20 protein-coding genes and 1 pseudogene are annotated in these 22,700 nt (G+C 62.0%); 3 read left to right on the top strand and 18 right to left on the bottom strand.

The features are described from left to right. Positions 1-338 precede the first annotated feature (338 nt). Complete coding sequence (locus ACR0NB_RS16460; protein WP_480776272.1) at positions 339-3,485, top strand: adenylate/guanylate cyclase domain-containing protein; 3,147 nt, start codon at positions 339-341, stop codon at positions 3,483-3,485. Positions 3,486-3,640: 155 nt separating this feature from the next. Beyond that, the gene (locus tag ACR0NB_RS16465) at positions 3,641-4,561 is read left to right on the top strand and encodes a hypothetical protein (RefSeq protein ID WP_170341725.1); all 921 of its coding nucleotides are present in this window, start codon (positions 3,641-3,643) and stop codon (positions 4,559-4,561) included. 87 nt (positions 4,562-4,648) lie between these two features. Here the strand turns inward: ACR0NB_RS16465 and ACR0NB_RS16470 are convergent. The 6 genes and pseudogenes from ACR0NB_RS16470 to ACR0NB_RS16495 form a co-directional block, all read right to left on the bottom strand. Beyond that, positions 4,649-4,956 (bottom strand): annotated as a pseudogene (locus ACR0NB_RS16470) (tunnelling fold family protein); the annotation flags it as partial. 93 nt (positions 4,957-5,049) lie between these two features. Further along, positions 5,050-6,513 (bottom strand): aldehyde dehydrogenase, encoded by a 1,464-nt coding sequence (locus tag ACR0NB_RS16475; RefSeq protein WP_480776273.1) that lies wholly within the window; start codon positions 6,511-6,513, stop codon positions 5,050-5,052. Positions 6,514-6,524: 11 nt separating this feature from the next. Beyond that, positions 6,525-7,562 (bottom strand): LLM class flavin-dependent oxidoreductase, encoded by a 1,038-nt coding sequence (locus ACR0NB_RS16480; protein ID WP_170439431.1) that lies wholly within the window; start codon positions 7,560-7,562, stop codon positions 6,525-6,527. Between the two features lies 1 nt (position 7,563). After that, a complete protein-coding gene (locus ACR0NB_RS16485; RefSeq protein ID WP_480776274.1) occupies positions 7,564-8,478 on the bottom strand; it encodes a flavin reductase family protein in 915 nt (304 codons plus the stop codon). Next, positions 8,475-9,290 carry an alpha/beta fold hydrolase gene (locus tag ACR0NB_RS16490; RefSeq protein WP_222458458.1) on the bottom strand — a complete coding sequence of 272 codons (816 nt, stop codon included), beginning with the start codon at positions 9,288-9,290 and terminating at the stop codon, positions 8,475-8,477. Before ACR0NB_RS16490 ends, ACR0NB_RS16485 begins: the two co-directional genes overlap by 4 nt. After that, positions 9,262-9,864, bottom strand: coding sequence for an amino acid synthesis family protein (locus ACR0NB_RS16495; protein ID WP_170341773.1), 603 nt, complete (start codon positions 9,862-9,864; stop codon positions 9,262-9,264). Before ACR0NB_RS16495 ends, ACR0NB_RS16490 begins: the two co-directional genes overlap by 29 nt. A gap of 102 nt (positions 9,865-9,966) precedes the next feature. On the opposite strand from ACR0NB_RS16495, the gene ACR0NB_RS16500 reads away from it, so the two are divergent. Beyond that, complete coding sequence (locus ACR0NB_RS16500; RefSeq protein ID WP_480776275.1) at positions 9,967-10,668, top strand: GntR family transcriptional regulator; 702 nt, start codon at positions 9,967-9,969, stop codon at positions 10,666-10,668. A 12-nt stretch (positions 10,669-10,680) separates the two neighbouring features. On the opposite strand, the gene ACR0NB_RS16505 is transcribed toward ACR0NB_RS16500, so the two are convergent. The 12 genes from ACR0NB_RS16505 to ACR0NB_RS16560 all read right to left on the bottom strand — a co-directional run bounded on the left by ACR0NB_RS16505 (position 10,681) and on the right by ACR0NB_RS16560 (position 22,699). Then, positions 10,681-12,183 carry a mannitol dehydrogenase family protein gene (locus ACR0NB_RS16505; RefSeq protein ID WP_480776276.1) on the bottom strand — a complete coding sequence of 501 codons (1,503 nt, stop codon included), beginning with the start codon at positions 12,181-12,183 and terminating at the stop codon, positions 10,681-10,683. Next, positions 12,183-12,956 (bottom strand): L-iditol 2-dehydrogenase, encoded by a 774-nt coding sequence (locus ACR0NB_RS16510; RefSeq protein WP_480776277.1) that lies wholly within the window; start codon positions 12,954-12,956, stop codon positions 12,183-12,185. The genes ACR0NB_RS16505 and ACR0NB_RS16510 overlap by 1 nt, the downstream gene beginning before the upstream one ends. Continuing rightward, complete coding sequence (locus tag ACR0NB_RS16515; protein ID WP_170589078.1) at positions 12,953-13,957, bottom strand: ABC transporter ATP-binding protein; 1,005 nt, start codon at positions 13,955-13,957, stop codon at positions 12,953-12,955. The genes ACR0NB_RS16510 and ACR0NB_RS16515 overlap by 4 nt, the downstream gene beginning before the upstream one ends. 10 nt (positions 13,958-13,967) lie before the next feature. After that, positions 13,968-14,798 carry a carbohydrate ABC transporter permease gene (locus ACR0NB_RS16520; protein ID WP_170341115.1) on the bottom strand — a complete coding sequence of 277 codons (831 nt, stop codon included), beginning with the start codon at positions 14,796-14,798 and terminating at the stop codon, positions 13,968-13,970. Positions 14,799-14,811: 13 nt separating this feature from the next. Further along, positions 14,812-15,678, bottom strand: coding sequence for a carbohydrate ABC transporter permease (locus ACR0NB_RS16525; protein WP_149775359.1), 867 nt, complete (start codon positions 15,676-15,678; stop codon positions 14,812-14,814). Between the two features lie 107 nt (positions 15,679-15,785). Continuing rightward, complete coding sequence (locus tag ACR0NB_RS16530; RefSeq protein ID WP_170341744.1) at positions 15,786-17,087, bottom strand: ABC transporter substrate-binding protein; 1,302 nt, start codon at positions 17,085-17,087, stop codon at positions 15,786-15,788. A gap of 99 nt (positions 17,088-17,186) precedes the next feature. Next, a complete protein-coding gene (locus tag ACR0NB_RS16535; RefSeq protein WP_170421621.1) occupies positions 17,187-18,218 on the bottom strand; it encodes a LacI family DNA-binding transcriptional regulator in 1,032 nt (343 codons plus the stop codon). Between the two features lie 112 nt (positions 18,219-18,330). Then, on the bottom strand, positions 18,331-19,230 hold the full coding sequence (locus ACR0NB_RS16540; protein ID WP_480776278.1) for an FAD:protein FMN transferase: 900 nt from the start codon (positions 19,228-19,230) through the stop codon (positions 18,331-18,333). After that, positions 19,227-19,745, bottom strand: a complete 519-nt coding sequence (locus ACR0NB_RS16545; RefSeq protein ID WP_480776279.1) for a nitrous oxide reductase accessory protein NosL — start codon at positions 19,743-19,745, stop codon at positions 19,227-19,229. Before ACR0NB_RS16545 ends, ACR0NB_RS16540 begins: the two co-directional genes overlap by 4 nt. Then, the gene (locus tag ACR0NB_RS16550) at positions 19,742-20,563 is read right to left on the bottom strand and encodes an ABC transporter permease (protein WP_480776280.1); all 822 of its coding nucleotides are present in this window, start codon (positions 20,561-20,563) and stop codon (positions 19,742-19,744) included. The genes ACR0NB_RS16545 and ACR0NB_RS16550 overlap by 4 nt, the downstream gene beginning before the upstream one ends. Then, positions 20,560-21,453 (bottom strand): ABC transporter ATP-binding protein, encoded by an 894-nt coding sequence (locus ACR0NB_RS16555; protein ID WP_480776281.1) that lies wholly within the window; start codon positions 21,451-21,453, stop codon positions 20,560-20,562. Before ACR0NB_RS16555 ends, ACR0NB_RS16550 begins: the two co-directional genes overlap by 4 nt. Then, the gene (locus ACR0NB_RS16560) at positions 21,443-22,699 is read right to left on the bottom strand and encodes a nitrous oxide reductase family maturation protein NosD (protein ID WP_260066629.1); all 1,257 of its coding nucleotides are present in this window, start codon (positions 22,697-22,699) and stop codon (positions 21,443-21,445) included. The genes ACR0NB_RS16555 and ACR0NB_RS16560 overlap by 11 nt, the downstream gene beginning before the upstream one ends. Between the last annotated feature and the right edge of the window lies 1 nt (position 22,700).

Consider the following 22,700-nt stretch of genomic DNA (forward strand, 5'->3'; position numbering starts at 1 on the left):
GCCACCGCTATGAGTAGCGGAGAGACAGACTGAAACTTGGGTAGTGTGAACGTCGGCTGGGCCAATTCTGGCTGGATGCGTTCTTGATTGAATCCCGCTTGGCCCGAAGGTGCATTTTGCCAGCCAGTAGACGCAAATTCCGACTTGGGATAGGTTCGTGTTGGGGCGACAATGCGGGCGTTCTGCATTGCATTGGCAATTAATACGCAACGCGCTGACTATAAGGGCCGGCATACGGTCGGACATATTTTAGCTTCGTCAGAAACCAGGTCTCTCTGACTGACGCCGATTGGACAAAAGGCAAAGCACATTGAAGTAATTTCGACCGAGGACTGAAGATGGCTGACATCAAGGCGTGGTTGGAGAAGTATTCCCTTGAGAAGTACCATGATGTGTTCGCCTCGAACGCGATCGAATTGGATGTTCTTGCCACCCTCACAGAAAATGACCTGGTCGAGCTTGGACTGAACCTCGGGGATCGCAAACGCATGATGCGGGCGATCGAGGCGCTTCGCTCGGATCAAGGTGGCGTTTCACATTCCGAGAATGCTCTCACGTCATCGCAAACTGGGCCTCACGCGCCTCAACCCACGGCATTGGAGGGTGTCCCCGAGCGCAGGTATCTGACTTTGGTCTTTGTCGATCTCGTTGGATCGACTGAATTGTCCAGTCATCTGGATCTTGAGGAGTACCGCTCCGTTCTGCACGACTATCAAGCCCTTTGTTTTGATGTCGTGACCCGGCACCAGGGGCACATTGCCCAATTCATCGGAGATGGAGTGGTTGCTTATTTCGGTTATCCGACGGTCGAAGAGAACGATGCGGAAAGGGCTGTTGCCGCCGGACTGGAAATCTGCGGCTCCATTGGTCGTATCAAACACGGCAAGGGTGAGGTCATCGGGGTTCGGGTCGGGATTTCTTCCGGGGAAGCCGTGGTTGACAATCACTCGACTTTGGGAGGTCTGGTGGTCGGTGAGGTGCCGAATTTGGCGGCCCGTATCCAGGAACTGGCGGACCCTGGGACGGTCGCCATCAGCGAGCACACCAAGCTGCTGATCGGGAGCAACTTTCGCTGCGAGTGGAAGGGGAAGCAAAGCCTCAAGGGGTTTGAGAACCCGATCGGCATCTGGAAAGTTCTGAGTGCGGAAGAGCTGATGCTGCGGTTTCAGGCGCGTCCCGGAGTTCAAGGCTCGCCCTTCGTCAACCGGGTCGATGAGGTCGCGACGATCAAGAAGCATTGGCAGGCCGCACTGAATGGAGAAGGGCAGGCGGTGATGGTTTCCGGTGAGGCCGGCATCGGAAAATCGCGTCTTGTCGAGGAAGCGACCCGCGGATTCGAAGAGCAACAATATCTGCGGCTTGGGTTCCAATGCTCGCCCAACCACGAGCGAAGTGCCCATTTCCCGGTTCTCAGCTGGATCAGCCACATGGCCGATTTCCGCAGAACCGACTCCGACCAGCGGAAGCTGCGCAAACTCAGGCAACTGTTTCAGGAATGGTCGGAGGTTCCGGAAGACTATCTTCCTTTGTTTGCCTATGCCATGTCGTTGCCGGTGGAGGCCGAGGAAGACCTGCTGAAACTGCCCTTTGACCGGCTCAAGCAGCAGTTTCAGGAGGCCTTGGTGCAGACCGTTGCTGCGCTGGCGCGGCATCGACCGGTTCTGTTGCTGTTTGAAGACCTGCATTGGATCGATCCCTCGACTGAGGAAATCATCGCTTTGTTGATCGAGCGCTTCAGGTCCATGCCCGTCATGATCATGTGCACGTTCCGCCCGTCCTACCATCCACCGTGGGAAGGCCGGGAGGGTGTCGTCCCGCTGACGATTTCCCGCCTCGACCGGGACCACGTCCACCAGATGCTGGATGCGCTTTTGCAGTCCAAGCAAGTGACACAGACCATGAAAGACCGGATCGCGAACAGGACGGATGGCGTCCCTCTGTTTGCGGAAGAGATGGCACGTATGATCCAGGACGGGTTCTTCGACCAGGCCGACGCCTCCGCAATGCAGATGCAACAGGCACTGCCATCGACGCTCAAGGAACTGTTCTGGGCAATGTTCGACCGGCTCAGAACGGCCCGCGATATCGTGCCGGTCTGCGCCGCCATTGACCGCAACATCCTGCCTGCGATGGTCAGTTCGGTCAGCGGTCAATCGTACGAGGCAACCCTGCGCATGTTGGACGAGTTGGTCGAAGCGCAAATATTGGTGCGCCGCGGGGTCAATATAGGAGGCGCCTATGCGTTCCGCCACGCGTTGATAAGGGACGCGGCCTATGACCTGATGTTGCCCAGTCGGGCGCGGGCGGTGCACAGCCGGATCGCCGAGGTCCTCGACACTTCGTTCAGTGACCTTGTGGGTCAGAACCCTGAATTGCTGGCCCAGCACTATGCCCGCGCGGACATGCCCAAACAGGCTCGGGACGCATGGCGCCGGGCGGCAGTCATCTCGGGCGAGCGATTCGCCAACGAAGAGACCATCCACCATCTCAATGAAGCCTTGACAGAGAACGACAAAATCGCCCCAAGCCCCGAACGGGATCGAGAAGAGATTTCGCTGCGTAAAATGCTGAACGTGGCCCTCAGTACCAGGGCGTTCGGGTCGAAAGAGGTTTTGGCCAATCTGGACCGGTTCCGCCACCTGCTTGACCGTTCTTCAGCCAGTGTGACGGATGCGTTTCTGGCCGTGCATGTGCAGTTCGGTGCTCAGTTGACTCTGGGCGATCCGATGGGCGCGTTGGCTTTGTGTGATTACCTGGAGGAGGTCGCACAGCGCGCGGAAAACCCGACGATGGAGGCGCTCGCGGCGCACAATATCGGCATGAGCAACTTCATGCTCGGCCGTCTGGAGGTCGCCATTTCTGCTTTCGACCGAGCGATTGCGTTACGCGGGGCAACTGATCCGGACGATCTGCTGAATTATCACGAGGCAGACATATACTTGGTTGATCAGGCGATGCGGTGCTGGGCCGTGGCGCTGCAAAGCGGAGACGGCGAAACGTTTCGCGCCGAGCTAACGGAACTGGCTGAGCGGATCAGTCGTGAACCACACGATTTCACGCGTTGCTACGGGCTGAACATCCTGGCGACCATCTATCAGATATTGGGCGACACAAGTGCATTGCTGAATATGGTCAACCGGGCTCTCGAGATCAGTGGGCAACGGGAGTTCCACTACTGGGATGCCTGGGGCCGCATCCTGCACGGCTGGGCGCGGGCATCAGAAGGTCACCCTGCCGAGGGGATCGCCGAGATCTCGGCCGGGATCGACGCCTATGTTGATACCGGTTCAACTCAGATCGTTCTCTACGCTCAGACGTTGCTCGCAGACGCGCACTTGATGGCCGGAGAGATCGCTGAAGGCTTGAAGGTGATCGAATTTGTGCGAGCGGGTGAGAAATCCTGGAGTGTCCGGTACCAGCTCCCATTCACCGACCGGGTCGAGGCGGCCTTGCGCAATGCGCAGTCCGAAGTCGCAATGAAGTGAACCACCCGGTTCGACGCAGTTTTTACGCCAGGTTTTTGGTCTGGACATAACTTCAGCCGAACTGCTGAAAGGTTCGATTATTGAAACATATAGGAAAATTTGATAGTGTTTGATGGCATTGTTTCGATTTTTAGATCAAAAAACTGGGGATAATCATGTTCAGACTTAAGGCTTTAGGCGTTTCAATTCTTGGCGCAGCGATGGCGCTTGCAATCCACGGACCAGCAAAGGCCCAGGAGATTTTGTCCGAAGACGGAACCGTAAAATTTGAAGATGGGATACCGCAGTACTCCGGCGGCACCGAGTTGTTTACCTTTCAGTATCATCAAATCGTCGATGAAAATGATCCTGAGAACCTGCTGTTTTCAGCTGACCGTCAGTTGGTTTCCTTGGATCCCGTTGAACTTTTCCGCGAATACGGAGATTCCACGCGGGTTTTGGAGGCCCCCGGAATGTCGGCGCTTATGGCGCAGTCCCTGGAGGGTGGTTTTGCGTCGTCCTTTTCGGACATGGTTCTGACGGAACTTGCGGTGCTGCAGAAAAATTGTGTCGTCAACGGTGCTCCGATCCAAAGTGCCACCATCAAGCCGGTTTACAGCGTTCTGAGGCTTCACACGAACCCGATTAGAACAAACGCCGTGCTGAACATTTTTTCGTACAAATTGCTGGAATGCAGTGAAGACGGAGTTGATATTTCCATCCCGCTCAAGCGCCGGTGGGTCATCTCGATTGGTTCCGGGTTGGAACAGGGGCCGATCGACAAGACAATCGGCGGGGTCCAGATGACCTACAAGATGTTCGCGCAGGGTAAATCGATCAAGCTGATGGCTTATTACTCCAATCTGACACTGCATGGCGAAAGATGGGGACCGAATATGCGTCTAATTTCCGGGTTTGACCAACTCGGCAATGTCGACCCCAGAAACAAGTACTACACTCCGAAGGCCGCAAGTTGCCTTGATATCGACTTCAAGAACAAGCCGCCGAATGATGTTGACGTTTGGTCTGTTGCGCCCAGCGACATGAGGTTCTGCGCCCGTGGGTGCATCCCCGGAGATGTCAGCGCCACCAAGTAAGGCTGCTTCTGTTCAGGGTTGACCAAACGCAGACCCCGCGCCTGTTTGCCAAGACAGGTCGATCGGGATGCCGCCACGTGGATACTAGTGCCTTCCAATCCGCAACCACCGCTGCGTCGGAAACCTGACCCGGCGCCGGGCAACGAAAACGGTGCAGTTCTCTTGGAAGGAGCCGTGGTTTCGGAACGATCCCAGAAACAGTTTCAGCGACTTCGACCTGACAAGCCAGCCCCCCGAATTCAATCGATCACCAGATGACCATAGTCAGCCTGTCCATTCATCGGGCAGAGCGAAGTGAATTCGGGCGCGGTGAACCTCACGCACTATTCGAAATCGACTTGTGGAATCTGAACCCTTGTTTTGCAACTCGAATACGCTGCAACCGGGATGCGCAGTGTGTAGCGGTGGGCAAGCTACTGCCAAGCCGATCTGTTTCGTGGTCTCTGAGTTTCCTGCCGAGTTTTACGCATTTCGAGGTGGCCGGCGGGTCAGCGCATGACAAAAGGATCAGGAATAGGGTCGTCGCTGGTGCGCAACCAAACGGACTTGATTTTGGTGTAGTCCAATGCAGCCTGCAGCCCGCCCTCGCGCCCATGCCCCGACAATCCATGCCCCCCAAACGGAGCGATCGGGCTGACCGCGCGATAGGTGTTGACCCAGACAATGCCGGCTCGGATTGACCGAACCATCCGATGGGCCCGCGTGAGGTTTTGCGTGAACACGCCCGAGGCCAGGCCAAACCGGGTATCGTTTGCGATCGCGATGGCCTCATTCTCGGTTTCGAAGGAAACGACCGACAGGACGGGGCCGAAGATTTCGTGCGTCATGCAATCAGCATCGCGCGCCCGACTGCAATCCAGAATGGTCGGTGGGAAGTAGAATCCCGCGCGATCAAGTGGCTGGCCGCCGGTGATCAATTGCGCGCCTTGGGCCTGCGACCGGGTGACAAGTTCGGCGGCCCATTTCTGCTGCCGCTGCGTGCACAGGGGCCCGACTTCGGTCGCCATGTCATCCGGTGCGCCGATCACGACCGCTTCGGCCTTTTGCCTCAGACGGTCCAGGACCGCGTCCTTGATCGATGCCTGAACTACAAGCCGCGACCCGGCAACGCAGCTTTGACCCGACGCTGCGAAAATTCCGGAGACCTGAGCGTTGACCGCGCTGTCCAGATCCGCATCCTCGAACACGATAAAGGGCGACTTTCCACCCAACTCCAACGAGGTAGACGACAGATTCTCTGCCGAGTGTCGTACGATATGCCGAGCCGTTTCCGGCCCGCCGGTAAAGGCGACATGGGCAATTCTTTCGTGCCGGGTCAAGGCAGCGCCGACGTCGGGCCCGCCCGTCAGGACATTCAGAACGCCTTCGGGAAATCCGGCCTCGTGAAAGATCCGCGCGAATTCCAGCATTGGGGCAGGGGCCTCTTCCGAAGCCTTCAGCACCACCGTGCAACCGGCCGCCAGGGCCGGGCCGATCTTGACCGCCGACAGGAACAATTGCGAGTTCCAGGGCACGATCGCCGCGACAACCCCCACGGGTTCTCGCCGCAGCCAAACTTCCATTTCTGGCTTGTCGATGGGCAAATGGGCGCCTTCGATCTTGTCCGCGAGGCCCGCGTAGTAACGATAATAATCCGCGACATAGGCAATCTGCGCCGAGGTTTCGCGGATGATTTTTCCAGTGTCGCGGGTTTCCAGCTCGGCCAGTCTGGGCGCGTTTTCAGCAATCAGATCTGCCAACCGGTATAGCAGCTTGCCCCGCGCAGTTGCGGTCAGTGACGCCCATTCCGGGGATCTGAAAGCCTGGTCCGCTGCCACCACGGCCTGGTCCACGTCAGCTTGGCTGGCGGCGGGCATCTGCGCCCAAGCCTCACCTGTGGATGGGTCGACACTTTCGAACCAGGTGTCGCCATCGCGGAAAGTGCCGCCGATATAGTTCTGAAACCGTTGCATCCCGAATTCCCCTATTGAAAGGCCGGCATCACATCCTTGATGAAACGCTCCAACGAGGCCTTTTTGCGTTCAAACGGCATGCTGGAGTCGATCCAGAATGAATACTCGTCATACCCCAGTTCCTCGCTTCTCCGAAGCCGGTCGATCACGGTATCGGCTGTTCCGATGACAAGGTCGCGCTCCATGTTCTGGGGCGAATAGAACGGATGCTCGGCGATATCGGCATCACTCAGCGGGGCAATCAGCCCCTGGGTAACGTCACGCTTGTTCATGAACCATGCGCCGAAATAGCAGTAGAACCGGTTCAACTCGATGGCGGCCTGTTTTACGTCGTTCTGATCTTCGGCCACGTAAGTGTGGCGCAGCAACATGATCTTGGGGCGCGGCATGTCAGGAAACTTTGCGCAGGCGGCATTGAACTTGGCCATCAGGTCGATGACCTCGTCGTCGCCGTTCCACAATGGCGTGACCTGTACGTTGCACCCTGAGCTTACGGCGAATTCGTGGCTGTTGGGGTCGCGTGCGGCCACCCAGATGGGCGGCCCACCAGGTTGCAGGGGCAGGGGCGACGAGGTGGTCTTGGGAAATTGGTGGAATTCGCCGTCATGGGCGTAATCTCCCTGCCAGAGCTGTTTCACGGCAGGGATTAGTTCGCGCATGCGCTGCCCGGCTTCCCACGCATCCATGCCAGGCATCATACGTTCGTATTCGTAACTGTAGGCACCGCGGGCAATGCCCAGATCCAGCCGACCGTCGGTTATGATGTCCGTCATCGCGGCCTCGCCTGCCAAACGGATCGGATGCCAGAAGGGCGCGATCACGGTGCCGGTGCCCAGCCGGACATTCCGGGTATGCCGAGCCACGTCAATCAGGCTGAGAAACGGGTTGGGCGCGATTGTAAAGTTCATCCCGTGGTGTTCGCCCGTCCAGACGGCATGCATCCCGCCGTCGTCGGCGATTTTGCACAGTTGGATGAACTCGTCATACAACTGCTTCTGGTCCTGCTCTGGCGAAATCCGCTCCATATGCGCAAACAGCGAGAACTTCATTTCAACTCCCCCGAACCAACGGTTTGACCCGCCCGCTGGTTTCATCTCCGTAGTATATGCCGAAATTGCCCATGCGGCTTTCCCGGGCAAAACGTTCCAGCATCGTACAGATCGCCGGGTCCGCGACATCCATCAGCGTCGACTCGACGATTTGCGTAAAAGCCCCGTTGGTTGGGGTGCCGTCCTCGGCTTGGCAAAGGAACGAGATATGCTGTCGTCGCGACTTGTCCTGATAGACCGAATAGATGAAGCCCGGTTCTGCCTTGATCCCACATCCCGCGATCAACTGTGCCAATGCAGTATCGGCGCCGTTGGCCATGTCCTCGGTCGCCGGAATGGTCAGCCCGCCGTTTCCATCGTCCAGCAGAAGGATCTGGCCGTCCCGCTCGATCAGCGCGGAAACCACGACGCCCGCACGACGGTTCAGCGCCCGGGCTTCGGCGGCAGGCGTCACGTAGGCGCCGCGGGCATAGCCCAGGCCAGGTGCGATCGAGTGGTCGAAGGCCTCGACCCGACCGATCAGGATCAGGTGGTCGCCGGCCTCGACCGTCTTGAAAACCGAGCAGTCAAACCAGGCTGAAACCCCGTCAAGGATTGGTGCGCCGTTGGGTCCTGGCTTCCAATCGACACCGGCAAACCGGTCCTGCGAAGGGCGTGCGAAGGTGTTCGAAACGCTGATCTGATCCTCCGACAGGATGTTGACGGCGAAACCGGCGGCTTCAGAGAATGTGTTGAAATTTCTGGAAGTATTGGCAAGACAGACCGAGATCAGCGGAGGGTCCAGCGAAACCGAGGAAAAAGAATTGGCGGTAAAGCCGATCGGTCGGCCGGATTCGTCATGGGTCGTGACCACCGTGACACCGGTGAGAAAGGTTCCGAACGCGCTGCGCAGGGCGCGAGGGTCGAAATCGGTCATGCGGGCGACCTTTCGTGCGTTGGGGTCTTCAGCCATTGAACAAGGGCCGCGTTGACAGTCTTTGGATCAGTGAGGTTCACCATGTGCCGATGACCCTCGACGATAACCGCCTGCCCTTTGGCGGCCGCGGCGATGGCGCGGGTCATGTCGGGTGTGGAATTCGGATCCTCAGCACCCGTCAACGCCAGCAAAGGGCAAGAGATCTGAGGGTAGCGATCAGCGTAGACCATGTCGCCCCGGGCAAAGGCATCGTAGGCCGCCGAATAGCCGTTTATGTCGACCGCGGCCAACCATGCGGCGACCCTGTCCCGAGCGGTGCGGTCGGCCGGACTGTTTGCGAACCAGCGTTGCAGCGGGGTTTCCAGATCAAACGTTCCGGCGCTGATCAAGCCGGCGCGCGCCAGCACAGAGTCCCGGGCCTGGTCATCCCGACGAAACACTCCGTTCAGCAAGGCGACGCGCCGGACCCGATCGGGATGTTCGACCGCAAACCCGCCGGCAATCAGTGCGCCCATCGAATGACCGACAAGGTTCACGTGATCCAGGTTCAAAGCGTCCAGCGCCGCCCGCAGCCACTCCACAAATGCTGGTAACTGCGCCCCCGCAGCGATCGGGCCGGACTGGCCATGCCCTGGCAGATCCAGTGCGTAGACCGCGTGCAAGTCGGACAAGGCATCGATCTGCGGCGCCCAGGCCTCCGACTGCATACCGACCCCGTGCAACAGGACCAGAGGTTCGCCATCGGGGGGGCCGGCAAAGCGCAAGCCAAGGCGTCCGAATGGTTCAGACAGCTGCCGGATTGTCGACGTCATGTCCCAAATCCTTCAGATCCTGATAACGATCCCCGATGCGGTGATGCGGGCGCCCTCCGATCGAAGCGCCCAAAGCGATCATGATCTCATCCGGGGCCGGAGCGTCGGCGACCTGCAGGTGGATGGTCAGATAGTGGCTGCGCCGCCCACCATCATTCTTGTCCATCAGGGGAATTTGCATGGCCGCATTCGCCGGTCCGCGCGTATTGGTGAAGGCAAGGTAGGATTTTGCACCAACCGCCTCGCGATAGGCATTTCCGAACCTCAGGGTATGGATCAGGGCCGACCCGTGCTCGACCTCGCCATTCACTCCGACAACGGCGGCTTTGCCATAGGCTTCAACCCGGTCACCGCCGCCGGCCGCCTCGAGAATCATCTCGGTCAGCATGTGGCCCAGCCCCGGAGCACAATCGTGTATCTCTGGACGCAGGTCTTCGACAAAGCCGCGGCCGGCCCAGGGGTTGGTGACGACGGCAACCGCCGCGATCAAGGTCAAAGGGCGCTCGGCGGCTTTGCCACCTTCGATCAGCGTGTTTTCGACATGCAGCAGTGTTTTACGAATGGTGGCGGGCATCGCAAAGGTCCTGTGATTCCGTTTTCGGCATGATGGTATACCATAAGACAGGATGTCAATCATACCTTGCTGATGCAACGCGCGACCGGTAGATTCCCGTCCATGACAACGCCAAGACTGACCAAGATCGATCATCCCCCGGCAACCCTGCGCGACATGGTGCAGGAGCGCATGCGTGAGGCCATCATCGAAGGTGTTTTCCAGCCCGGCGAACGGCTGGTAGAACGTCCGCTATGTGATCAGCTAGGTGTCAGCAGGACAGTCATCCGGGAAACGATCCGCTATCTCGAGGCCGAGGGGCTGGTCGAAATTCTGCCCGGGCGCGGGCCGATCGTGGCTTCGATCACACGGGACGAGGCACGGCAGATCTACGATATCCGCCGCATGCTGGAAACCGCGGCCGCCGAGAACTGCGCGCGCAAAATCACATCAGACAGGGCCAGCAGCCTGCATGGGGCGCTGGAGCGGCTCAAGCAGGGTTTCGTGGACAAGACACCGGGCTCGATCTTCCGCGCCACTTCCGATTTCTACTCAGAAATATTCGAGGGAGCAGGGCATCATGTGGCCTGGGATGTGGTCCAGCGCCTGAATGGTCGGATCAGCCGGTTGCGGATGATGACCTTGACGGCAACAGAACGCGACCGCCCCGGGATCGAGCATATTGAGGCCATCTGTTCTGCGATTCAGTCCGGCGACCCCTCCGCCGCGCGCCGAGCCGTCGAACGGCATCTGGACGATGCGGCGTCGGTTGCTGAAACCCTGTTCGATGCAGAAGAGGGTCTGGGCAAAGCCGCGCACAGCTAAGTCATGCACCGGTCAGAGTTGGGCGCCCAGATACGTCGTCAGGGCCTGACGCGCTCCCTGATCCCAGGTCACCCTGAGCCAGCGGTCAAACGCATCGCCAAACGCGCCGGATTGTGACAGATCCTGATAGTACTGGGTCTGCTCAAGCCAGGTGGTCGGGTTGTCGCGGGCCGCGTTTGCCGAGGTGACCAAATCGGACCAGTTGGGATCGTTGGGTTCGATAATACTTCCATCCTCGCGGGTGCCGGCGCACATGCGGGCCCACAGCGCCTCGACCAGGGCCAGCCCATTGATCGGCGCGCTGGCGGCCAACGCATCATAGACGGTAGGAAGCACAAATCCCACATGCCGGGATGATCCGTCAAAAGCAACGCGACGCGTGGTGTCGACGATGGCTGGATTGCGGAACCGCTCCTCGATCAAGGTTATGTAGTCCGCAACCGACTGATTGGGCACCGGACGCACGAAAGGCGCGATTTCTTCGATCAAAACCTTTCGGAAGAATGCTGAAACCAGTGGATCGGCCATGCAGTCTGCGATCGTATTCAGGCCCAGGATCTCGCCGACATTGGCCAGAACCTGGTGGCCCGCGTTCAGAATGCGCAGCTTCATGACCTCATAGTCATGAACGCGGTCGGTAAATGTGGCGCCGACCTTGTCCCAATCCGGCCGCCCGGCGCAGAAGGCATCCTCAATCACCCATTGGCGGAAGCTTTCATGGGTGACGGGGGCGGCGTCGTCGATCCCCAGCGCGCGCACCAGCTCCAGCTCGGTCGGGCCGGTGGCGGGTACGATGCAATCGACCATAGAATTGGGGAAGGTACAGTGGGTGTCGATCCAGTCGGCCAGGTCCGGGTCCGACAGGCGCGCCAAACCCACCACCGCCTGACGCAAAACCTGCCCGTTGCCGATCAGGTTGTCGCAGCTCAGCCCGGTCAGCGGACCGACGCCTGCATCGCGCCGCCGTCGCAGGCCCGCGACGATGGCACCGAAGGCGGTGCGCGGACGGTCGGGATTGGCGGCATCGTGGCGGATGTCGGGGTGGTCGGTGTCCAGCCCCTTGGTGACGGGGTGCACGAAATAGCCGCCCTCGGTCACGGTCAGCGACACGATGCGGATCGCAGGATCGGCCAGTTGCGCGATCAGCGGGCCGTTGTCCTCTTGCGGGGGCAGGTAGTCGATCATCGCGCCGGTCACCTCGGCACGGCGCAGGCCCTCGGTCAGCTCGACCAGGGTGGTCAGACAGTCCTGCGCCAGCAGCTTGCGCCGCATCTCGGCGTCATAGGCGCGCACGCCGGCGCCGATGATGGCCCAATCCTGCGCCGCGCCCTGTTGCATCAGCCGGTGCAGGTACCAGGCCTGATGCGCGCGATGAAAATTGCCCACCCCGATATGCACGATCCCCGGCGTCAGCGCCGCGCGATCGTATTCGGGCCGCAGAACACCTTTGGGCAACGCGCCCAGATTAGCCTGACACAACCGGACCGGTCGGGTATCCGCGGGGCGCTCCACCATCAGCTCATCCAATTTCCACCATCCACGTTGTATGTTTGGGCCACGATGTAATCGGCCTCGGACGAGGCCAAAAAGACCGCCATTCCGGTCAGGTCCTCGGCGCGGCCCATCCGGCCGAAGGGCACCGCTTCGCCCACTTCCTTCTTTTTCTGACCCGGCGCCTTGCCCTCGTATTTTGCAAAGAAGGCATCGACGCCGTCCCAGTGCTCGCCATCCACCACGCCGGGGGCGATGGCATTCACGTTGATCCCGTGTTTGATCAGGTTCAGCCCCGCCGATTGGGTCAGGCTGATCACCGCCGCCTTGCTGGCGCAATAGACCGCCACGAGCGGCTCGCCCCGGCGGCCGGCCTGGCTGGCCATGTTGATGATCTTGCCGCCGGTGCCCTGCTCGATCATGTGGCGCGCGACCGCCTGCATCGTGAACAGGGTGCCGGCGACATTGATGTCGAACACGCGCTGGTAATCCGCGCGGGTGATTTCCACGATCGGGGCGGCGGTGAAGATCGCGGCGTTGTTGATCAGGATGTCGATCCCGCCCATCCGCGCCACGGCGTCGGCCACGCCCGCCTCGATGCTGTCCTGCTGCGAGACATCCATTTCGACCGCAATCGCCTGCGGCCCGATCTCGCGCGCGGCTTTGCGCGCCTGCTGCACGTCGATGTCGGCCAGCGCCACCTGCGCGCCCTCGGCGGCATAGGTTTGGGCAAAGGCCAGCCCGATGCCCCGCGCCGCCCCGGTGATCAGGGCCCGTTTTCCGACCAGCCGGTTCATGCGATCCGCAGCCCCGCCGCGTCGAACCGGTGGATCTTGTCCTCCTCGGGCGTCAGATGGATCGTGTCGCCGTGGCGCAGGCCGACCTCGCCGCCGGCGCGCACGGTCATCGGCTCGGCGAAGCCGTCGACATGGACGTGAAAGAACGTGTCCGAGCCCAGATGTTCGGACACCCCGACCGTGCCCTTCCACAGGCCCTCGTTGGGCGAGGCGGCAATGTGCTCGGGGCGGACGCCGATCGTGTGGGCGCCGTGCTTTTCGGCCTCGGGGCCTTCGATGAAATTCATCTTGGGCGAGCCGATGAAGCCGGCCACGAACTTGTTGCGCGGCGCGCGGTACAGTTCGAGCGGCGAGCCCACCTGTTCGATCACGCCTGCCTGCAGGACCACGATCTTGTCGGCCATGGTCATGGCCTCGACCTGGTCATGCGTGACGTAGATCATCGTGGTTTCCAGCCGGTTGTGCAGCTCGGATATCTCCAGCCGCATGCCCACGCGCAGCGCGGCGTCCAGGTTGGACAGCGGCTCGTCGAACAGGAAGGCCGCCGGTTCGCGCACGATGGCGCGGCCGATGGCGACCCGCTGGCGCTGGCCGCCCGACAGCTGGCCGGGGCGGCGGTCCAGATAGTCGGTCAGGTTCAGTACCTCGGCCGCCTGTTCCACACGGCGGTCCTGCTCGGCCTTGTCCAGCCCGGCCATGCGCAGCGGAAAGGCGATGTTCTTGCGCACGGTCATGTGCGGATACAGCGCGTAGGACTGGAACACCATGGCCAGGCCCCGCTTGGCCGGTGGCACCGCGGTGGCGTCCTGATCGTCGATCAGGATGCGGCCGCCGCTGACGTCCTCAAGCCCTGCGATCAGGCGCAGCAGGGTGGATTTCCCACAGCCCGAGGGGCCCACGAACACCACGAACTCGCCGTCGTTGATTTCCAGATCCAGCGGCGGAATGACTTCCACGTCGCCAAAGCTCTTGCTGACTTTCTCAAGTACGATGCGTCCCATGTGTCTTTCCTTACTTCACGGCGCCGAAGGTCAGGCCGCGGACCAGTTGTTTCTGACTGAACCACCCAAGGATCAGGATCGGGGCGATGGCCATGGTCGATGCCGCGCTGAGCTTGGCGAAGAACAGGCCCTCGGGGCTGGAATAGCTGGCGATGAACGCGGTCAGCGGGGCCGCGTCGACGGCGGTCAGGTTCAGGGTCCAGAACGCCTCGTTCCAGGCCAGGATGAAATTCAGCAGCACGGTCGAGGCGATGCCCGGCACCGCCATCGGCGTCAGGATGTAGAGGATTTCCTCTTTCAGCGTGGCGCCGTCCATGCGCGCGGCTTCCAGGATGTCGCCGGGAATTTCACGGAAATAGGTGTACAGCATCCAGACGATGATCGGCAGGTTGATCAGCATCAGAACCACCACCAGCCCGGCGCGGCTGTCCAGCAGGCCTAGTTGGATGAACAGCAGGTAGATCGGGTACAGAACCCCCACCGCCGGCAGCATCTTGGTGGACAGCATCCACAACAGGATGTCCTTGGTGCGCGCCGAGGGCACGAAGGCCATGGCCCAGGCGGCGGGCACCGCGACGATCACGCCCAGCAGGGTGGACCCGCCCGCGATTATGATCGAGTTCCACAGATACCGCATGTAGTTCGACCGTTCCTGAACCACGGCATAGTTCTCCAGCGTCCAGTCGAAGTTCAGGAAGATCGGCGGGCTGGCGATGGCCTGGGCCTCGGTCTTGAAGCTGGTCAGGATCGTCCAGAGGATCGGGAAGAAGATCAGCAGGCCGACAGCCCAGGCAAAGGCGGTGTTGATCAGCTTGCGTGGTGTGGTGACGGTGCGGGCCATGATGTCGTTCTCCTCACGCGTCCAGGTTTTTGCCGACGATGCGCATCAGGAAGATGGCGACGATGTTGGCAAGGATGATGGCATAGACCCCGCCGGCCGAGCCCAGCCCGACATTCTGGCTTTCCAGCACACGCTGGTAAATCAGGTAGGTCAGGGTGCGGGTGCCGAAGGCGCCGCCGGTGGTCACGAAGATCTCGGCGAAGATCGACAGCAGGAAGATCGTCTGGATCAGGATGACGATCGTGATCGCACGGCTCAGATGCGGCAGGATGATGAAAAAGAAGCGTTTCAGCGGTGGCGCACCATCCATTTCGGCGGCCTCCAGCTGTTCGCTGTCCAGCGACTGGATCGCGGTCAGCAGGATCAGGGTGGCAAAGGGCAGCCATTGCCAGGACACGATCATCACGATCGACGGCATCGACGCCTCGGACAGCCACGAGATTGGCTCGGCCCCGAAGAACCGCCACAGATGGGCAAACAGGCCGTTGACCGGATCCATGAACATGTTCTTCCAGACCAGCGCCGAAACGGTGGGCATTACGAAGAACGGGGCGATCACCAGAATGCGCACCACGCCCTGGCCCCACATCGGCTGATCCAGCAGCAGCGCCAGCAGGATGCCCAGCACCACGGTGATGGCCAGCACACCGCCCACGATCACCAGCGTCGCCTGAACGGCGGGCCAGAAGGAACTCGAGGTCACGAACCGGACGTAGTTGTCGAACCCGACCCAACCCAGGTCACCGCCGCGCAGCGGCAGGTATTTCTTGAAGGAAAAATACAGAGTCATCGTCAGCGGAACCAGCATCCAGCCCAGCAGCAGGACCACGGCGGGCGCCATCATCAGGCGTGCGACGGATCGGGAGTGTTGAGTTGCCATGACGCAAGACCTCTCTGTTCAGGCGACTTGTTGCCTGCGAGACTAACACGGGTTGTGGAAGGGGGAGAGCGGGGGACAGAAACCTGCCCACCCGCCGGGAGGAGGCCTCAGTACCCTGCGGCTTCCATTTCTTCGGCCGTAAAGGCCTGTGCCTTGGCCAGAGCTTCGTCAACTGACTGCTGTCCGGCATAGACCGCCGAGAATTCCTGGCTCACCTGGGTGGCGATGCCCGCGAATTCGGGGATGGCGACGAACTGGATCCCGGTATACGGCGTCGGCTTGACGCAGCAGTTTTCCGGATCGGCTGCAAGGATCGACTTCAGCGTCATCTGCGCGAAGGGGATGTCCTTGTAGTCGGGGTTCTCGTACAGCGAGGTGCGCGCACCCGGCGGAACGTTGGCCCAGCCCTCGTTCTCGGCAACCAGTTCGATGTATTCCTTCGAAGTGGCCCATTCGATGAACTGCTTGGCGGCGTCCTCTTTCTGGGTGCCGGCCGGAATGGCCAGGGCCCAGGCCCACAGCCAGTTGGCGCGCTTGTCAACGCCTTCCGAGTTCGGCGCCAGAGCAAATCCAACCTGATCGGCGACAGTCGAGTCGTCGGGGTTGGTCACGAAAGATGCGGCAACGGTGGCGTCGATCCACATGCCGCATTTGCCCTGCTGGAACAGCGACAGGTTTTCGTTGAAGCCGTTGGTGGCATACCCGGCGGGGCCGGATTCGTTCATCATGTCTACGAAGAAGGTCAGCGCCTCTTTCCACTCGGGCTGATCGAACTGGGGTTTCCAGTCTTCGTCGAACCAGCGCGCGCCGAACGAGTTCGCAGTCACGGTGATGAAGGCGCCGCCCTCACCCCAACCGGCCTTGCCGCGCAGGCAGATGCCGTTGATGTCGTTGTCGCGGTCCGTCATCGCAGCCGCCGCTTCGCGGATGAACTGCCAGGTCGGCGCCTCGGGCATCTCCAGACCGGCCTTCTCCATAAGGTCGGTGCGGTACATGATCATCGAGCTTTCGCCATAGAACGGCGCCGCATACAGCGTGCCGTCGTGGCTGAGGCCGCCGCGCATGGCGGGTAGGATGTCGTCCACGTCATATTCCGCGGACATTCCGTCCAGCGGCACAAGCCAGCCGTTCGCGCCCCAGATCGGCGTTTCGTACATGCCGATGGTCATGATGTCGAACTGGCCGCCCTTGGTCGAGATGTCGGTGGTCACACGCTGGCGCAATACGTTCTCTTCCAGAGTGACCCATTCCACCTCGTGGCCGGTCGCTTCGGTGAACTTGTCGGTGTATTTCTGCATTCGGATCATGTCGCCGTTGTTTACGGTGGCGATCGTGATCGTCTCTGCAGTTGCGGCGCCGGCGGTCAAAGCCGCTGCGCTTGCCGCCCATAGAACGGATTTCAGGTACATTCTTTCCTCCCTGGTGTCGAATTACCTGGAGGAAAGCATCACGAATTATTTGGCGCGCGTCAACTAAAATTTTACGCGCGTAAAAAAAGGTGTCGAAAATCAGGCCGAACTCCGCAGTATCAGACGTGCGGGAAACAGGGTTTCGGTGCGGGCGCTCAGCCGCCCACCGGATTCGACCAGTTGCGTCAGCGTCTCGACGGAGCGATTCGATACTGCGGTGTAGTCATGCGCCGCGGTGGTCAGCGACGGGCAGGTGAACTTGGAAAACGGATGGTCGTCATGCGAGGCGACGCGCAGGTCGCAATCCTCGCCCAACCCGACCCGCAGGCCCTTTTCATAGCAGGCCGACAGGAACCCGATGGCCAGCCGGTCATTGCTGCACAGGATGGTGCGAGAGGGCAGGCTGGGCTGTTCCAACAGCTTGAACGCGCCCTGACGGCCGATTTCCTCGAACCCCCAGCCGCGACCGTCGACCTTGATCACCTGCGGCTCAAAGCCCAGGCTCTCCATTTTTTTGATGTAGGCGATGCGGCGTTTGTTGGCGTTGGGGTTGGCGGGGTGCCGCATCTCGAAGAACGCGGGCGGTTCGCCGCTGCGGCACAGGTAATCGACGGTCTGTTCAATGAAGCTCGCGTTGTCCGACCCGACAAAAGCCGCGCCCATGCCTTCCAGGTTGCTGTCGAACAGGATGGTGGGGATGTCCTTGCAGAATTTCTCGATGAACGACCGGTCGGAATCGCGCCCCAGCGGTGCCAGCAGCACGCCCGCCGGCTTCAGCGCGCGCAGGCTGTCGAGGATCTCGGCCTCCTGCGCGGGGTCGCCATAGGCGCTGTAGAGCGTCGGACGGAACCCGGCCTCGATGCATTGTTCTTCGATGTTGCGGGCGATCTCGGCAAAGAACGGGTCGGCCAGATAGGGCACCACGATGCCGACATTCTTGGTCAGCTTGCGGTTCTGGTTCATGGCAAAGATGTTGGGGCGATAGTCGAACCGCTCCAGCGCCTGCTCGATCCGTTCGCGGGTCGACCGGCGGACGCTGTCGGGATCGTTGAAATATTTCGATACCGTCGGGCGCGAGATCCCGCTGACCGCCGCAAACTCCTCCATGTTCCGGATTTTTCTGGGTGCCATGCCTTGCCTCTGGCGCGGGGCCAGGCCCGCGCCGCTCTGAATTTGTCGCTGTTTTACCTTTTCTTATCGCGCGACAAATTTCAACGGCAGAGTTCCAGGATGGTCATTCCAGTCAGATCAGCATCTCGAGCCGGGCCTCGGGGAAGCGTTGCAGAACCGGCGCGATCCGGTCGGCGGGCAGCAGGCACAGCGCGGTCGAAAGCCCGTCGGCCAGCGCCGCGTCCGGGGCCGAGACCGAAACCGCCCGATGCCGGACCGGCTGACCCTGCGGGCCCAGAATGTGGCCATGACGCCCGGCCAGCTGTGTCGCATCAGGGGCCGAGGTCGCCACCGCCCGGTCGCGCAGTTCGATGCGCCGGGTCACGCCCTCGGGGCCGGCCAGGCCGACGCGCCAGTCCGACCCGTCGGCGCGGGTGCCGATGGCGGCTATCTCGCCCATGTCGACCAGCACATCGGTCAGCCCCTGCGCCCGCAGCAGCGCCGCGATCCGGTCGGTCACGGCGCCCTGCGCGATGCCATTCAGCGTCAGCGCCGAACGGCCCGGATGGGGCAGGCGGATGCCGTCGGCCGAGACCGAAACCCCCTGCCAGCCGACCAGCGCCCGGGCCTGCGCCGCTTCGGCATCCGTCGCGCCGGTGGCCAGCGCCATCCACAGCGGCTGAACGGTCGGGTCGAACGCACCCCCGGTCGCGTCATGCAGGGTGGCGCTTTGGGCCAGCACCTGCAGCAGCTCCGGCGCCGGGGCGGGCAGGGTGCCGTCCCGGTTCAGGCGGCTCAGCTGCGAGTCCGGCCGGTACAGGCTGAAGATATTCTCCAGACGGTCCAGTTCGGCCTCGAGCGCGGCGATGATCGGTTCGGCCTGCGCGTCACTCAACCCGACCAGTTGCAGGCTGGCGGGTGCCCCCAGCGCGGTGCCGCGCCAGCGGGCAACCGGGGCGGCGCGCGCCACGGTCGGCAAGGCCGAACAGGCGGCCGAGATGGTCAGGAAACGGCGTCGGGACAGGAGGGTCATGCGGGTGTCTCCAGGGATTGGGTCAGATCGACGGGGCCAAGCGCCGCATCGTCGGGAATGTCGGTCAGGGGCAGGGCGGTGCCGCCATAGGTTTCGATGAACCGTGCGGCGGCGTCCGGCGTGGCAAAGGGCACGATCTCGGGCGCGCCCATGCCGCCGGCCACGCCGGCGCCCACCACGAAGGTGGCCTGATCGGCGGCGACCCAGTTCGAGATTCCGGGCTCGTGCCAGCTGGGGGCCGCGCCCATGTCGCTGACATAGACCGCGGTGATCTCGGCATCCCGCTCGGGGCTTTTGAGATAGGCCACCATGTCGCGCACCTGCGCAAAGAACAGCGGCGCGGGATAGCCCTCCAGATGTATCTGCCCCTTGGGACCGCCGTGTTCGGCCACGTTCATCTGGCAGAAATAGCTGAGCGCGGATTCGGTCAGATCGACCGGATCCGGCGGGGCGGCTGCCTGTTCTTCCTTGCAGGCTGCCAGCGCGATCAAGGCAATCAGGGCAAGGCGCGTCATGGCTCGACCCTTCGGAACGCCAACCGGGCCAGGGCAAAGGCCAGCACCGGCCAGATCAGCAGCGAGGCGGGCGCCGCCCAGGCGGGCAGGGCCTGCGCGGCGCCGGTCATGCCGGACGCCATCGCCACGCCCTCGGTGGCGGCGATGTTCCACAGACGGAAAGCGTCGGCCGGGTTGGCCACCATCACCCAGGGAAAGACGGATTGGGTGAAGACGCCGCCCTTGTCCATGACGACGGCTCCCAACAGCCCAAGATCATAGAGGACGACGAAGACCAGCCAGAGCCCGGCCGACAGACCTGCCGCCGCCGTTGCGCCCCTCGCCAGGGCGGACAGCAGGTATCCCAGCGCCAGAAACACGGCGCCCAGCAGAATCGAGGTGACGATCAGCCGGCCAAGCGCGAACAGGCTGTCCGCGCCCGCGCCGCCGAACCACGCGGCTACCGCCCCGGCGGTGCCGAAACCGACCGTCATGGCAAAGGCCAGCGCCGCCAGATGTGCGGTGAATTTGCCCAGCAGAATTTCCCCTCGCCCCGCCGGATAGGACAGCAGCAGCGACAGGCTGCCCCGGTCCACGTCACCGGCGATTGCGTCAAAGGAAATCATCAGCGCCAAGAGCGGCGCCAGATATACCGACAGCGTGGTCATCGAGGCGACCGACACCGTCAGCATGTCGACCCCCAGCGTGCCGGTGGGCGCGCTGCCGGCAAAGGTCAGGGCCAGCGCGAACAGAACCATGATCAGCGTCGCCACCAGCAGCCAGCGGTTGCGGCGCAGGATCAGCATCTCGGTGCGGGTTATGGCAAGGAAACGGGTCATTGCAGCGCCTCCTGAGCATAGTGGCGATAGAGGTCTTCCAGCTTGGGCGGGGTCATTTCCACGTCGGCCACCGCATCACCCAGACCGGCGATGCGGCGCAGCGCCTGCATCTTGTCGGCGGGCGAACACAGCAATTCGACCGAGGCGCCGTTTATCCGGTTGCCGCCCAGTTCGGCGGCCAGCGCGTCGGCATTGGCGCGGGCGCGGACCCGCAGCCGGATCGGCAACCCTGCCAGCGCCGACAGGTTGGCCAGCGTGTCATCGGCCACCATCCGCCCCTTGCGCATGATGGCGATGCGGTCGGTGCGGGCCTCGACCTCGGTCAGGGCGTGGCTGGCGATCAGCACGGCGGTGCCCTGCGCGGCCAGCTCGTCGATGATGGCGTACAGGTCTTGGCGGGAGATTGGGTCCAATCCCGATGTCGGCTCGTCCAGCAGCGCCAGTTTCGGCTGGCCCAGCAGCACCTGCGCAAGGCCCAGCCGCTGCCGCATCCCCTTGGAATAGGCGCCGATCCGGCGGTCCATCGCGTCGCCCAACCCGACTCGGTCCAGCAAGGCGGGCACGTGGGTGCGGGTGCCTGACAGCTTGGCAAACAGGGTCAGTTGTTCGCGCCCGGTCAGGGCCGGGTGGAACGAGACCGCCTCGGGCAGATAGGCCGTGTCGCGACGCGCCTGCGCGCTGCCGGGGGCGGCGGTGCCGATGCGGATCGTGCCGGCCTGGATAGGCGTCAGGCCCAGGATCGACTTGATCAGGGTGGATTTTCCGGCGCCGTTGTGGCCCAGCAGCGCCACGCGCTGTCCGGGCTCGAGCGTCAGGGAGATATCGCTCAGAACGCGGGTCTTGCCGCGATCCTTGCAGACCGTTTCGATGGTCAGGGCCTTATCCGTCATGAGGCACCTTTTTCATGGCTGGGGGTTGAGGGGCTTGCATCAAGGGGTGGCTGTCGATCACGCCGCCCGGCAGCAGCGCCGGGAAGGCCGATTGCGACCAGCGCACCAGCTGCACGGCGGGCGAGCCGAGCAGCAGCTTGGCTGCGGGTTGGGTCCACAGCACATGGTCCATGCTATCGTTGGGGCGATAGGGGGCGTCGGCGATGCCGTCGCCGTTCACGTCATAGGCGGCAAAATCGGACCAATAGTTGCCGCGGCCGTCTTCCGACCACTCGACCCATCTGGTCGAGACGTATTTCACCTGTGTCCGGTTGCCGACAAAGGCGTTGCCGACGATCCGGTTGCGTTCGCTGCCGGCGGTGAAATGGATCCCGATGCCGCAGCCTTCGAACCAGTTGTCGGTGAATTCGTTCTTGTTGGAATTGTACAGAAAGGTGCACTTCTCCTTGGCGCCTTTCACCACGTTGCCCGAGATCACGCTGTCATTGGCATAGTTCAGCATGACCCCGTGTTCGCGGTCGCCGACCGAGACGTTGTTGATCACCTGCACGTTCGAGGTGAACATCACCGCATAGCCCAGATCGTTGCCGATCGAGACATTGTCGCTGACGATGGAATCGTCGGCATACATGTAGTGCACGGCAAAGCGCAGATCGCGGAAGGTGTTGCCGGTGAAGGTGTTCTTCTTCGACGAGTTCACGAAGATTCCGTCGCGGCCAAAGCGGATGTCATTGCCTTCGACCACCGCGCCAGGCGCGTTCCAGACATAAACACCGTTGCCGCGGTCGTTCATCCGGCGGTCCTGCCGGCCCTCGATGCGGTTGCCGCGCACGATGCTGTCATCGGCACCGTGGATGTCGATGCCATAGAGATTGCCCAGTAGCACGTTGTTTTCCACCACGGCGGCGCGGGCCGTCTTGGTCAGTTGGATGCCGCTGTCGATCTCACCATGGTCCGACCCCGACCCGATCACGGTCAGGCCGCGCAGGTTGATGTCGGGTCCGGTCACGGTGATGACGCTGCCGGTGCCTTGTCCGTCGATTGTGGCCTGGCCCTGCCCGTCGATGGTGACGGGCCGGTCCAGAACCAAGCGTTCGGCATAGACGCCGGGGCTCAGGCGGAGGGTGTCGCCATCCGCCGCCTGCGCCAGTGTCTCAGTGATGGCCCCCGCCCGGTTGGGCACGTCCCAGTCCGCCGCCCAAAGCGGCGAGCCGAGCAGAAGCGGGATGAGCAAGGGCCAGCGCATG

Source organism: Ruegeria sp. CG3 (genome assembly GCF_056537205.1).